11 protein-coding genes are annotated in these 13,267 nt (G+C 49.5%); 6 read left to right on the forward strand and 5 right to left on the reverse strand.

Translation table 11 applies throughout. The features are described from left to right. The first annotated feature begins 96 nt into the window (after window positions 1-96). The 5 genes from tatA to D0Y50_RS14345 all read left to right on the forward strand — a co-directional run bounded on the left by tatA (window position 97) and on the right by D0Y50_RS14345 (window position 3,845). Window positions 97-489 carry a twin-arginine translocase TatA/TatE family subunit gene (tatA, locus tag D0Y50_RS14325; RefSeq protein WP_117317561.1) on the forward strand — a complete coding sequence of 131 codons (393 nt, stop codon included), beginning with the start codon at window positions 97-99 and terminating at the stop codon, window positions 487-489. Further along, a complete protein-coding gene (locus D0Y50_RS14330; RefSeq protein WP_117317563.1) occupies window positions 482-865 on the forward strand; it encodes a Sec-independent protein translocase subunit TatA/TatB in 384 nt (127 codons plus the stop codon). Before tatA ends, D0Y50_RS14330 begins: the two co-directional genes overlap by 8 nt. Beyond that, window positions 858-1,640: a twin-arginine translocase subunit TatC gene (gene tatC / locus D0Y50_RS14335; RefSeq protein WP_108567611.1), complete on the forward strand. Its 783-nt coding sequence runs from the start codon at window positions 858-860 to the stop codon at window positions 1,638-1,640. Before D0Y50_RS14330 ends, tatC begins: the two co-directional genes overlap by 8 nt. 177 nt (window positions 1,641-1,817) lie before the next feature. Beyond that, complete coding sequence (locus D0Y50_RS14340) at window positions 1,818-3,248, forward strand: alkaline phosphatase PhoX (RefSeq protein ID WP_117317565.1); 1,431 nt, start codon at window positions 1,818-1,820, stop codon at window positions 3,246-3,248. Between the two features lie 48 nt (window positions 3,249-3,296). Beyond that, complete coding sequence (locus D0Y50_RS14345) at window positions 3,297-3,845, forward strand: PEP-CTERM sorting domain-containing protein (RefSeq protein ID WP_117317567.1); 549 nt, start codon at window positions 3,297-3,299, stop codon at window positions 3,843-3,845. A gap of 47 nt (window positions 3,846-3,892) precedes the next feature. Here the strand turns inward: D0Y50_RS14345 and D0Y50_RS14350 are convergent, their stop codons facing one another. Beyond that, window positions 3,893-4,681, reverse strand: coding sequence for a TerC family protein (locus D0Y50_RS14350; RefSeq protein ID WP_108567608.1), 789 nt, complete (start codon window positions 4,679-4,681; stop codon window positions 3,893-3,895). A 644-nt stretch (window positions 4,682-5,325) separates the two neighbouring features. On the opposite strand from D0Y50_RS14350, the gene D0Y50_RS14360 reads away from it, so the two are divergent. After that, window positions 5,326-6,123: a bestrophin-like domain gene (locus tag D0Y50_RS14360; RefSeq protein ID WP_108567606.1), complete on the forward strand. Its 798-nt coding sequence runs from the start codon at window positions 5,326-5,328 to the stop codon at window positions 6,121-6,123. Window positions 6,124-6,532: 409 nt separating this feature from the next. Here D0Y50_RS14360 and D0Y50_RS14365 read toward each other — a convergent pair whose 3' ends face one another. The 4 genes from D0Y50_RS14365 to D0Y50_RS14380 form a co-directional block, all read right to left on the reverse strand. Continuing rightward, on the reverse strand, window positions 6,533-7,687 hold the full coding sequence (locus D0Y50_RS14365; RefSeq protein WP_108567631.1) for an ROK family transcriptional regulator: 1,155 nt from the start codon (window positions 7,685-7,687) through the stop codon (window positions 6,533-6,535). Between the two features lie 71 nt (window positions 7,688-7,758). Then, window positions 7,759-8,988, reverse strand: coding sequence for a glycerate kinase type-2 family protein (locus D0Y50_RS14370; protein WP_117317571.1), 1,230 nt, complete (start codon window positions 8,986-8,988; stop codon window positions 7,759-7,761). A 9-nt stretch (window positions 8,989-8,997) separates the two neighbouring features. Further along, window positions 8,998-10,572, reverse strand: coding sequence for a sodium:solute symporter (locus tag D0Y50_RS14375; protein WP_117317573.1), 1,575 nt, complete (start codon window positions 10,570-10,572; stop codon window positions 8,998-9,000). 75 nt (window positions 10,573-10,647) lie between these two features. Beyond that, window positions 10,648-13,095: a TonB-dependent siderophore receptor gene (locus tag D0Y50_RS14380; protein ID WP_117317575.1), complete on the reverse strand. Its 2,448-nt coding sequence runs from the start codon at window positions 13,093-13,095 to the stop codon at window positions 10,648-10,650. Window positions 13,096-13,267: the final 172 nt, after the last annotated feature.

Consider the following 13,267-nt stretch of genomic DNA (forward strand, 5'->3'; position numbering starts at 1 on the left):
GGATAACCGGCATAATTTGTTCATAAATTCTTCACCAACCGGTCACATCTTTCTTTCAGCATATTGCCAAGACTATCTGAAAAAAGGAATGAGATTATGGGTTTGAATATTTGGCAGGTTGCCTTGGTAGTAGGTATTATTGCGTTGCTGTTTGGCCGGGGCCGCATTCCCGGCTTAATGGCCGATATGGCCGCGGGTATTAAAAGTTTTAAACAGGGTATGCGGGAGGACGACACCAGCACCGTCAGTAATGACGCCCCGCCCGCCCCGGATACACCAACCAACAGTACCGCTTTATGCGCATCATCCAAACAAAACGCTCCGCACTTTGCCAGCTCTCCATTAGCTGTACCCGCCGCACCCTCATCGCCTTGTGTACCCGCCGCACCGGGCGGCTCACTCGATAGTCAAACTGCTGCTGCGCCTGCTGCTGTGACACCGGCTATGGTCGATTCCAGTTCTCTTTTGGCAGGTAAATCAGATGCTTGATTTCAGCTGGCCTGAGTTGTTTTTTGTCGCCATGTTAGCGCTGGTTATTATTGGGCCGAAAGATCTGCCTGAACTGTTCCATATCTTTGGCAAGCTGTTAAAAAAACTGCGTCGCATGTACGCCGACATTCAGGGCAGCATGTCACAGTTGCAAAAAGAGGTGAACATTGTGTCAGGTAAAGCTCAACCAGGGGACGAAAGCTGGCGTGAGTTACTGCCACCGGAACTTCGCTCACTGCCCGAAGATTTTACGCCAGGTTCGATGAGCGCCGAGGCCCACCAACAACGTCGCGAACAAATAAACCTGGCCCGCCAGCAAGCCGCAGAATCGCAGCCCCCGACCGAAGATCTTAACCCAGGGAAGAATAATGAGTAACGCGCATATTGAAGCCTCTAAAGCGCCCCTGTTAGCGCACCTGACTGAATTACGTACCCGGCTCATGTACTGTCTGGCGTTTTTTCTGGGAGTATTCGGGCTGGCCTATTATTTTTCTACCGATATTTATCACTTTTTACAGCAGCCATTGTTAGCCCAGTTTGGCGAACAAAGCGGCCGCCGAATGATCTATACCGGTTTGCAGGAAGCATTTTTCACCTATCTTAAACTGGCTTTTTTCACCGCCTTATTTTTTTCGCTTCCCCTTATTCTAATTCAGATATGGCGCTTTTTAACGCCGGGAATGTATGCGCATGAACGCCAGGGGCTATTGCCTTTACTGGTAATGACCCCGGTCCTGTTTGTGGCAGGCGCAGCACTGGCTTTTTACGTGGTCATGCCCATGGCTTGGCAGTTTTTTATGAGTTTTGAGTCAGTCGGCAGTACCGGGGCCATCACGGTTGAGCTGGAAGCAAAAATCAGTGAATACCTGACCCTGGTGATCAAACTTATCTTAGCCTTCGGGGTTAGCTTCGAGTTGCCGGTGTTTTTACTGATTCTGGCCAAAACCGGGATAGTGACAGCCGCCACACTGCGGCATTACCGGCGTCACGCGGTGGTAATTATTTTTCTGGTGGCCGCGTTTATTACGCCCCCCGATTTAATTTCACAAATAGCGCTGGGCACGCCCATTATCCTGCTTTATGAACTATCGATAATACTGGTGGCAATGAGTGAAAAGCGCCATGCTCCGCGTACAGCGCCGCAACTTTAGCTCCCGGCATGCGGGTGTCACTAAGCTGTATTAAATTCGTCAAAAAATGTTTGTAACACTGTCATTTTTACGCGCTACGTTGGTCAACGGTAAAACCAAAAGGAAGTTGTACCTCGCTGTTTGAAGGGTTCCCTTGTACTTATCAGTTAGTTAATCCACTCGTACAGGTGAAAAAAAATGACACAAGCAACAACAACAAAAACGCTGACACCACATCAGCCAGAGGTAAATCGCAGGGACTTTATTAAAGGCGGATCGGTTGTCGCTGCCAGTACTGCATTTCTATCATTATCATCTAAAGCCGCTACCCTGCCCTATGCTGCAGACTACGGCCCGCTAAGTATGAAAACGTGTAAAGCTACCGGACTAGAGCTGTTAGCGCTGCCCGATGGGTTTGAATACACCTCGTTTGGCTGGACGGGTCAAATTCAGTCAGACCAGACCCCCACCCCAACCGATCATGATGGTATGGCGGTGGTGGCAGCTAAACAGAATATTGTTTGTCTGGTGCGTAATCACGAACTAAGCGAAGGCGAAGGGGCAAAGTGCGATCCCGTGAGTGGCCGGGGTATTTATAACCCAGCACAATACGGTGGTACCACCAACCTGTTATTTGATGTAGTTAATGGGCGTTTCCTGTCTTCTTACAACAGTTTAGGCGGCACTATTCGCAATTGTGCTGGCGGGACTACGCCGTGGGGCACTTGGTTATCGTGTGAAGAAACCTACCAGCAAGCGCAGGGTTATTATCATGGTTATGTGTTTGAAGTACCCGGGTTCGGGATATCTGATGGCGAGCCTATCCGAGATATGGGGCGGTTTTCTCACGAGGCTGTGGCCGTAGATCCTTCCACCGGTTTTGTGTATGAAACAGAAGACGCCGGGCAATCGTGCTTTTACAAATACGAACCGCATGGTGCCTGGGGCGATGTAAAATCCGGTGGCCGACTGTATGCCATGGTGCTGAATAACACCCCGCGGCTTGATCTGCGTGGTGGATTGGTTGAAGGCACTACCTGGGATGTGACCTGGCAGGAAATTAATGAACCCGATGCGATGGTGGATACCTGTTTTAACCAGGCCACTGAGGCGGCCATCATAGAGCGGGGCGAAGGCTGCTGGTATGACGATGGCAAAATTTACTTTGTGTCGACCTCAGGGGGCGCCGCGAATCTTGGCCAGATTTTCTGTTTTGACCCGCGCAAACAACAACTGTCGCTGGTTTTTGAGTCTACCAGTGAGTCGCAGGTCGACGGCCCGGATAACATCGTTATCAGCCCACGCGGTAGCATATTGATGTGTGAAGATGGCGGTTCTAATCCCAAGCGTTTGGTCGGCCTGACCCAAGCGGGTGAAACCTTCACTTTTTGTGAAAACCACATTGCCCTGGATAACGGTGATCTGCAGGTAATCGACAGTATTTATCCGGGGGTACAGGAGAATTTTTACGATACGGTGGGCGACAGTACCGATGGCTCTGCCCGACGTAGCTTTTCGTCAAGCGAATGGTGCGGCGCGTGCTTTCATGACCGCTGGCTGTTTGTCAATGTACAGTCGCCAGGTGTGACCTTTGCGATTACCGGACCATGGCAAAACGGCGCCCTGTAGAACCACTCGGGCGCCGCTGTGTGCCCTTTAGAATAAAAGGACATCCTAATGAAAGTATTGTTATTTATTGCCTCATTGCTGGTAACTCAGTGGGCGCATGCAGGAATTTTATCGCTTGATATGTCGGCCGGCCAGGCTGGCAGTCTGGCCAGTGACAATGGCTGGCTGGACGACGATACCCAAGCTATCGATTTTTACACATTTGAACTGACCACAGATACCCTGCTTGATTTTAGTGTATCGGCGCCGGGCTCTGTCGGCCTTAGCTTGTATGCATCGCAGTTGCTCTTTGACCCGGGTTTTCTGTTCAGTAATAGCAGCGACTTTATCGACTTTACCGGCAATACCTATCACTACCTCGCGGGGACAAATGCCTTTTTCCCCGGTGCGGGGGATAACACCCTGGCTGCTGGTTGGTTGGCCGCAGGCTGGTACACTCTTGCAGTAGGCGGCAATGAAGGGTTTGATATGGGCGGATTTAATTATACGCTGATGACAACCGCAGGAGCTATGGAAGTTCCTGAGCCGGCCAGCATAGCGCTATTTTTAACGTTATTTACCGGCCTGATCATGTGGCGTAATACGGTAAAACGCTAGGCGTATATCGGCAGGTGTCGACCTGCCGATATTTCTTTGTGCCGGGGTTAGCTGCGATCTGACTGCGGCTTTGGCGTGGCATCGTCAGCGCTCATTTGCTTGGAAAGATGAATGGTTTGCTTGTTTTGCGCTCTTTTACCGCGCATATTGATATTTAAAATTTCCACCGCAAACGAAAATGCCATGGCGAAGTAAATATAACCTTTGGGTATATGCACCCCAAAACCTTCTGCAATAAGCGTAAACCCAACCAAAATTAAAAACGATAAGGCCAGCATTTTGATGGTGGGGTTATCATCAACAAAATCCCCAATGGTTTTAGCGGCCAGCATCATAACGCCGACCGACACGACAATGGCGATAACCATGATACTTAAGTGCTCTACCAAGCCGACAGCGGTGATCACCGAGTCCAGCGAAAAAATGACATCTAACAAAGCAATCTGCACCAGAATAGAGGCAAACCCGGATGCCGCCACACTCGCGGTAGAGCTATCATCCACTTCAAAACTGCCGTGTATTTCATGGGTTGACTTAGCCAGCAGGAACAGCCCGCCAAGCACTAAAATAATATCCCGTCCGGAGATTTCCTTCCCTAGTATACTAAATAGCGGATCCACCAACCCCATGACCCAGGCCAGACTAAACAGAAGTAGCAACCGCGATATCATCGCCAGTGCTAAACCAATCTGCCGGGCTTTATTGCGTTGGCGTTCGGGTAAGCGGCTCACCAGTATCGAGATAAATATAATGTTATCAATACCTAAAACAATTTCCAGGGCCATCAGCGTAGCTAGTGCTACCCAGGCTTCGGGACTAGCTAACCATTCGAACATACCTTTATTACTCCGTATTTTTTGCTTTTGTCAGGTTATGTCACACGCTCCCAACGGAGCCGCGGCCATAAGGCTTAAATAATATCTTTGTTACCGGCACTCCGGACTATTCTACGTACCGCACCTATGCTGTGTTTGTTTTGCTTACGTTTTGCTCATCAATATGCAGATAGGCACCTGTTCGCCATATGCCTCACAGCGATTTATAGCGATAATAAGCGTATATGGTTTACCAGTCCGCCTTTATTGCGCGCCGTTAAACCTAGCTAATGTGGCGGCGACAACACAAAACATCAATGAAGAAGACCAGGCGGGCGACCATAATACCGCCAAATGTAATGCCACTGGATTATTGAGGGGGGCCAAGTGTACGCACTTTCCGAAGCAGGTATATCTGTTTTTTGTGCGTTTGGTGAAACCCATAGCAGGACAACGGTTTGTATAACGGCTCAGCTGAGGCTTTGGTTGCCCTGCACATTGTCTAAAGTCCAGCTTTCAACAACGTCCGGGCCAGCCAGCTTTGTATTAAGCAGTTGCGGTTATCAGTAAAACATTATACTAAGTGGGGTATATTCGCTTTACTGGCCGGTAGGGGCAGATGGATGTCTTAACCTGCCGCCGGTGAGCAGCACCCCAATGAAGTAATGGAACACACCACTATGCTGTATGACTTCAGTAGTATCGCTATTGTCACTGTGCTTTTTATATTGATAATTATTGCCAATGAATCGGGCTTTCGAATTGGGCGGTTTGTGCAAAACCGGACCGATGAAGAAATTAAAACCCTGACTGGCGCGATACAGGCCAGTACGCTAGGTCTGCTTGCTCTATTACTGGGCTTTACGTTTAGTATGTCTATGCAGCGTTATGATAACCGCACCGAAGCCTTGATCATGGAAGCAAATGCCATTGGTACAGCGCAGCTACGGGTGCAATTATTACCGCCAGCCTATCACACACCGGTGCTGGCCCTGCTCAATGATTACATTGAACTACGCACAGCCGTAGGCACTATTGATCTTACCCAGCAGGCCCAACGCGCAGCGGTAAATGCCCAAGCTACGGCACTACAAAATGCGCTATGGGGCTTCGCTGTGCAAGCCGCTAAGGAAGATCCAAATCCGGTCACTACCGGGCTGTTTATAGCGTCGTTAAACGAGCTTATCGACAGCCAGGGAAAGCGTAATGCGCTCTTACAAATGCATGTGCCCGAAACAGTGATCTTACTGCTGTTTTTAGTGTTTGTATCATCCGGCGCGATTATGGGGTATTCCAGTGGCCTTAGTGCTAAACGGGTCATGGCACCTACCTTGATGGTGTCATTTCTGATTGTGTTAATTGTACTGATTATTCTTGATCTTGACCGCCCTAAACGGGGCTTTATAAAAGTCGATCAGCGCCCGATAAGTATGCTTAACGCGACACTTAAGCGCGAGCTCTAGGCCCCAGACAACATTGCCAGGCTAAGCGGCCCTGTTGGGATACCCGACTTTAATTGCTACACCGATTGAGCCTGGTGGGCGCTGCTTTGCTTCCTGGCGAAATAAATGCAGCCGCGCTATCGCCGACGAACTATCTATTACCCACGCTTTATCCACACTTAGTAAGTACCCACCTACCGGCCGGTAAAATGAGAGAGCAGATGCAAGGAAAGTACAAGGCATTTCCAGAAAACGCATAAGAACGGGATGAGGAACGTAACGGTCTTTAACCCAACGGTTAAATACTAAACGCCAGTCAATGAGGCAGCGTTAACCGGGCGTTTAGCGCCCCACAGGCAAGTCTTTGCAGCATGTCCGCAATAGCCCACTGCTCTATAGGCGGATATGCGCAGCTAAGCAGGTTCGGCTATTACAAGAACCATTCACGCAATGGCAAGGTAGCAGCCCCAACGGCTACCGGGCTGTCGGTAACCTGGGCGCTGACAATCTCCGGTAGCGGGCGTTTGGCCCCACGCCTGAACTGGGCGTACACGTCAATCCGTGGAATCACCATTTCTGCCAGCTTAGTGGGAATATGTCCGCCGATGATAATGGCCTGGCTATCAAGCAGTGCTGAGCTACAGGTTACTACTAAATCAAACGAGTCCTGTACTTTGTATATCCACTCATCTACCCCAGGCCAGTTCGGGTCGAACACCTCGTTAAGCTGGTAAATAGAGGGTATTTCAATACCATGTTTCAGTAAGATGCGCTCCAGCAGCTGTAAGTTAGGATGGCTGTACAGTTTAGCAGGTAGCATATCGCCCAACTCTCCGGCGTTACCGTTGGTGCCCCGAATCATTTCACCGTTATTGATAAGCCCGCCGCCAAACGCACTGGACACAAATAAATAAACAAAGTTTTTATAGCGACGGCCCGCCCCGGCGATACCTTCGCCAGCGGCTGCGCCCGTCCCATCATTAACCACCCAGGTTGGCAGATTAAACGCCTCGGCAATGGTTTCGGCAATATTGATGGTGGCCCATTCCTCGATGGCGTGGTGAATATTCATTTTGCCATCGGTTGAACTGAAGAAACCAGAAATGCCTACGCCCATCCCAATCGCCCGGGCCGGGTCCAGTTCATATTGCTGACTCATGGCAGCTACTACGGTCTGCGCTTTGCCAATAACCGACGCAATACTCATGTCGTCCAGGCGAACCAGCTGGGTAGCAATCACTTCGCCTTTGAAATTCATGACCGCCACTGAAATAGCATCAAGCAATACCGACAACCCAAAGCAGTAACCGTAACCAGCATTGGGCACTAACCCAAACGACACCTTACCGCGAGAGCAATGTGTATCTTCACTGCTTTGCAAAATGCCTTGCTCAAGCAGCCCGTTTACCAGTCGCGATACCGTTTGCTGCGGTATTTTAGTCGCTTCAGATATCGCGCGTTGGGTAATATTGTGGTGCCAGAATACCTGGCGCACAATATCCCGCGGATTATCTTGTAACAGCTTTTCCCCTTTGCCCAGCGTGAAGGCACTGCGCAGCCGTTGTTTATTATTGTTAGATGCCAGCATAGCTATTCTGTTTTCAATGCGCCTGATAATGTTGCGTCATTATACGTGGCGACTTATTGATATACAGGTCATTTTACCCAAATCACCCGAAAGTCATTCACATTGGTACGGGTAGGCCCGACATTAATATGGTCATCCAGTGCGGCAAAAAATGGAAAACTGTTATGTTGGGCTAATAATTCCCCTACATTTAAGCCATGCTCCTTTGCGCGTGCCAGAGAGGTGCCGTCAATGTATCCTCCCGCCACGTCTTTGCTGCCATCTACGCCATCGGTGTCGGCTGCCAGAGCACATATAGTGGGTTCGCCCCGTAAGGCCTCGCACAGGGCGATGAGGTACTCCTGGTTAGGCCCGCCCTCGCCCTGGCTATCGCCTAAGGTAACGGTAAGTTCGCCGCCGGAAAATAGCATTATTGGTTCGCCGCGCTGTTTATATTCCAGTGCCAGTTTTGCGTGGCGGCGGGCAACTTCTTGGGCTTCGCCAGTTTCTTCCAGACTTATTGTATGGGTTTCCCAACCATCATCTTTAGCTATCTCAATCGCCGCTTCAACTGACAACTGGGCATTAGCAACAATTTCATAAAAGCCACCGACCTGCGGCAATGGCAGCGCTGTCTCAAGGTGACGGGCAATAGTGTCGTTCATATCCCAGCCGTAGCGCTGCAAAATAGCCACCGCATCAGCGGCGGTGGATGTATCCTGTACGGTGGGGCCAGACGCTATCATGGCCGGGCTATCTCCCACTACATCAGAGATGGCCAGCGTGGTGAGCTCGCCCTTGCAGGCCGCCGCTAACCGGCCTCCTTTTATCGCTGAAACATGCTTTCGCACGGTATTCATCTCATCGATAGATGCGCCACTGCGCAGCAAAAACCGGTGCAATGCCAGTTTTTCGGGCAGCGTAATATCACCACCTGGTAAGCATGCCAGTGCCGAGCCACCCCCCGAAATCAGAAAGATAACCGGTTCGCCCGCTGGCACGGTAGCCGCTATGTCGAGCAGTTTGCGGGCAGCATATTCACTGTGCTCATCGGGTACAGGATGGGCCGCTAACATAACCTCAATATTGCCGGTACTCTGGCGGGTTTCATAGCCATAGCGGGTTACTACTGCGCCATAGGCATTGTCGCCAAAATACTGATAAGCCTGGGCTGCCATATCGGCGGCTGCTTTACCTGCCCCTAAAATACAGACGCGTTGGTCGGGAGCAAACCGGGTAAGCGCAGCAGGCAGACAATATTGTGGGCGGCTGGCGTCGACCGCGACCTGATACAATGAACTCAGATATTCTTTAGACACAACAACTCCTTATTTAAAAAATGAAGGCAACGCCACACAAAAAGCTATCATGGCGGCAAAGAAACCTAATAAGGTGCAAATATCTTTCCAGGTCAAAATGGAATGAAAGGACAGTGGTTTTGCCGGCATATCCGTAGCTTTGTTGGCGCGCAAGATAAACAGGGCTAACCAGGCGCAAAGGCAGGTCATAGCAAAGCCAATAACATTCCACCAAAACCAGAAAATGTTTGGCACAAACAGCCAGAGTAAAATATTGGTACCCACGCCGGCAATCAAGCCAATATTTACATGTCTACCCTGTAAGGCTTTACTGCCCACCGCTAGCATAAACAACGCAAGAATAGGCCCATAAAACAGCGAGCCAACTTTATTGATAGCCTCGATAATAGTGGGGGCAATGTTGCCGGCAAACAGCGATAGCACTAAGGTAATTATACCCCATACCAAGCCGGTAATTTTTGCCAGCCGCAAATAGCTTGTATGCTCCAGGGTTTTATTGGTTACCCGGCAGTAATCTTCTACGGTAACGGCTGACAGAGAGTTTATGGCCGAGCTTAAGGAAGACATTGCAGCAGATAATATTGCCACAATTAATAAACCTATCAGCCCATGGGGTAAATAATTCAAAATAAAGGTGGGCATTAACCAGTCTGGGTTATCCGCCGGAATACTGGCGAAAAAATCGCGATTGGTCAGGGCCAGTGTGCCTACTACTAAGCCTGAGAAGCAATACAGTAGAGTAATCGGGAAACGAATAATGCCATTAGCAACAATCATTTTTCGCAGGTCGTTTTCATTGCGGGCAGAAAGTGCCCGCTGTGCCTGGGTTTGATCGCAGCCATAATATGAGGCATACAGAACAATACCGCCAAATAACATGGGCCAGAATCCAAACCCGTCACCATTCACCCCAAATGATGTAAAATCGATTGCCTTCATTCGCTCCTGCGGCGCTTCAGCTATCAGAACATCCAGGCCCCCTAACGCTTGTAAACCAATCACAATACACGCGATGGTGCCCAGTACAATAATTACCATCTGGATAGCGTCTGCATAGACCACTGCTTTCATTCCGCCCTGTAATGAATACAGCACGGTAATAATGCCGGTAAGTACCACTGCCTGCCAAGCTTCAATGCCCATAGTACCTTGCAAAATGATAGAGACCGCATAAATCATAATACCGGTGGCAAAGGCGCGGCTAAACTGAAAAACCGCGCTGATTAAAATACGGGTACCCCGGCCGAAGCGCTGTTCCAGATAATCGTAAATACTGACCACCCCGGACTTGTATAAGCTGGGCAAAATAGTTCCCAACAGTAAAATCATGGCGATGGGGATGCCTAACTCGTAAGACAGCCAAATCATGCCGCCCCCTTCGCGTAACCCTACAAAAGCGGGCGCCGAGATAAAACTAATAGCAGAAAGCTGGGTAGCCATGACTGACAGGGCTAAAGGCTTCCAACCCAAGGACCTGCCACCCAAAAAATAATCGCCGGCATTTTGCTGGTCGCGCAGGGTAAAGCCCATGTATAGCAAACCAGCCAGGTAGCCAATAACCACAATATAATCAAGTAAGTTCATAAGATACTTCTATTCACATGGCGGGAAAAAAGCTGACATACCCCATTCAGATATGCCAGCAAACGGGGAAAGAGATTAAAAGTCGTACCGCAACCGCAGTGCTACGCGACGCGGTAAAATGGGCCGACCGACAAAGTAGGCTTCACCATCGGTTTGGTTGTTGCCCAGTCTGGGCGATCCTTCGGTGACCCCTTCTGAATCAAACAGGTTCCACACTGCTATACTGGCGCGCAGCTGTTCGTTACTGCCCAATTGCCAGGTATAACCGGTGTCCAGCCGGAACACGTGGAAGTCATCCAATTCAACCGTATTGGCGTCGTTGGTATAGTTCTTACCGTGATAATTGTGATAGAACGACAGATCCCAGTCGTCCAGCGTGTAACGCAGCGAGGCGTTAAACATTACTTTAGGCTTTCTGCGCAGTTCGTTCCCGATGACCGCAGGATCCGAGTCATATTCAGTGAATTCATGGTCTGTGTAGGTAAAGTTAGCATCAAAAATTAAGTCATCGGTAATGTTGTAACTCCCGACAAGCTCCACCCCATAGGCTTCGGTAGACTGAAACACAGGTACTTCTACGGCGTTGCCGTTTTCATCATTGATAAAGTCTACCGAGCGGCGATCTTCAAGGTCTGTTTTAAACAGCGCAACGGTGCCGACAAAGTCCTCAAAGAAGAATTTCGCCCCTACCTCTGCTTGTTCTACTATCTCGCTTTCATACGTTCCAGGCTGCCCGCTTTCGTTAAAGGCTACACCTCGTAGTTCAGGAAAAAAGAAACCTCTTGAGTAGTTCGCGTAAACATTAAAATTATCTGCCAGTTTGTATAATACGGCGGCAGAATACGCCACCTCGGAGGTCGACACATCACCGTGCGTGATCTGCCCATTGCCCCCCACACTGCTTTGTAAATCACTGATTAAGCTAGCATCGGTGCTTATTTGTTGCAGTTCGCTGCCCTCCCGGCGGATAGTGCCGTCCAGGGTCTCCCAACGCAGGCCAATATCAATAATCCAATCATCACTTTGCATCTGGTCTGCCAGATATATTGCATTGCGTTGCGCCGAGATGGTGGTATTGGTATAGCCGATGCCCGGGCCCGTTACCCCATTCTGACTAACAGTTACCGCATTATTTTGGGCATCAGTGATGACCAAATCGACCAGTCGGGCCTGATTATTAAACTCCCCAAGATAGCGAGTGGTAACATTGTTATCCTCAGCTTCGGAATTTGAAAAGAACGTACCCAGCGTGACACTGTGGGAAAAATTGCCGATATCAAAATATTTCACAATATTAAGCTCTGAGGAAAAGTCAGTTACCGGCCGATCGCGGTCTAATATCCGGTTGGCGAACAAAAGATCATCTTCGGGTAGCACAGTATTGGTACCGGCATAAGTGAATTGCGCTTGTTGGGCGTCTATGCCGCGGTTGGCAAGATATTCGCTTTGAGTTTCCGGTACATTAACAATGCCGTCACCATCCAGGAACAAGTTAAATTGATGGTCATAGTCGGCATACTTGGCGCGCGCCAGTACACTGAAATCATTGCCTAATTCTTTGCTGAATTCCATTGATACTGAACCGCCACTAGTCGCCACACCTTCATCGATAGGGGTAATATAACGCCCGTCTGGTGTGGCATAAGACATACCCGTGGCATTGACGGTTTGGGTTGATTCTACGGCCGCGCCATCGTTTCCGGCTACACGTTCGCGGCTATCAGCGTCTAAAGGAATAGGTAAAAAGAACTGTACCTGATCGTTTATCGCCTGCCCATAAAGCGTGAAATAACCGCTGCCATCGCTAAAGTCTTTGTGGATATTACCGCGCAATTGATAGCCTTCGGTGGGTATGCCAGTATCTATCGGGCCCTCGTCATAGCGATAAAAGCCTGACATGGCATAGTACAGTCCCTGGTCTGTCAGCGGGCCACTGGTGGCAAAATCAAGACGCTTGCGGTTGTGGTCAGATAACTCCAGTTGAACCGACGATTCTGCAGTATCAGTGCCTTTTTTAGATAAGTAGTTGATTACCCCGGCCACCGAACCCTGCCCGAACAGGTTAGACACCCCACCGCGAACAAATTCTACGCGTTCAATGCCCAGGTCGTTACGGTAATACACATCATAGGCCGACGAGTTTAAGCCGAACGCGCTTAACGTTGGCGAGCCATCGTACAACAGCGGGGTAAACTGGAACTGCCCCGAAGAGGGCAACCCGCGCACCTGTAGGTTGGTAGCCACTTCACCACCGCCCCCTTCTACTTTAATCCCCGGTACATAGCGAAGTACATCTGCCTGGCTGCTCATCGACAATTTAGCCACCTCAGCTTCATTAATCTGAGTAGTAGACTGGGGCGTTTCGGCAATAAGACGTTCACGGCTGGTACCGGTTACCACAATTTGCTCAAACTCCTGAGGTTTGGTTGTGGAGGTATCTTTAGCTGGTTCAGTGCTGCTTTGGGCCATGGCGTGTCCTGCCAGTAGCGATGAAATAGTTGTTGCTAGAAGTAACTTGTTCACAGTGTCTCTCCGACCTGATGGTTCACGTTATAAGTGTGTGCTTAACGGCTCCCACCACGCCGCGCACAGCCTTTTTATTTAACTTCATATTTACAATAAAACACAAATTTAATACTTACAACCCAAAATGGGTTTATTTATTCAATTATTGTGTAATAATCTGTCTAACTTA

This window comes from Salinimonas sediminis (genome assembly GCF_003429285.1).
Lineage (GTDB): Bacteria > Pseudomonadota > Gammaproteobacteria > Enterobacterales > Alteromonadaceae > Alteromonas > Alteromonas indica.

Excerpts from the sequence above, each read along its gene's own strand:
- D0Y50_RS14345 (WP_117317567.1), top strand. The coding sequence starts at position 3,297 with ATGAAAGTATTGTTATTTATTGCCTCATTGCTGGTAACTCAGTGGGCG.
- D0Y50_RS14350 (WP_108567608.1), bottom strand. The coding sequence starts at position 4,681 with ATGTTCGAATGGTTAGCTAGTCCCGAAGCCTGGGTAGCACTAGCTACG.
- D0Y50_RS14360 (WP_108567606.1), top strand. The coding sequence starts at position 5,326 with ATGGAACACACCACTATGCTGTATGACTTCAGTAGTATCGCTATTGTC.
- D0Y50_RS14330 (WP_117317563.1), top strand. The coding sequence starts at position 482 with ATGCTTGATTTCAGCTGGCCTGAGTTGTTTTTTGTCGCCATGTTAGCG.
- tatC (WP_108567611.1), top strand. The coding sequence starts at position 858 with ATGAGTAACGCGCATATTGAAGCCTCTAAAGCGCCCCTGTTAGCGCAC.
- D0Y50_RS14375 (WP_117317573.1), bottom strand. The coding sequence starts at position 10,572 with ATGAACTTACTTGATTATATTGTGGTTATTGGCTACCTGGCTGGTTTG.
- D0Y50_RS14340 (WP_117317565.1), top strand. The coding sequence starts at position 1,818 with ATGACACAAGCAACAACAACAAAAACGCTGACACCACATCAGCCAGAG.
- tatA (WP_117317561.1), top strand. The coding sequence starts at position 97 with ATGGGTTTGAATATTTGGCAGGTTGCCTTGGTAGTAGGTATTATTGCG.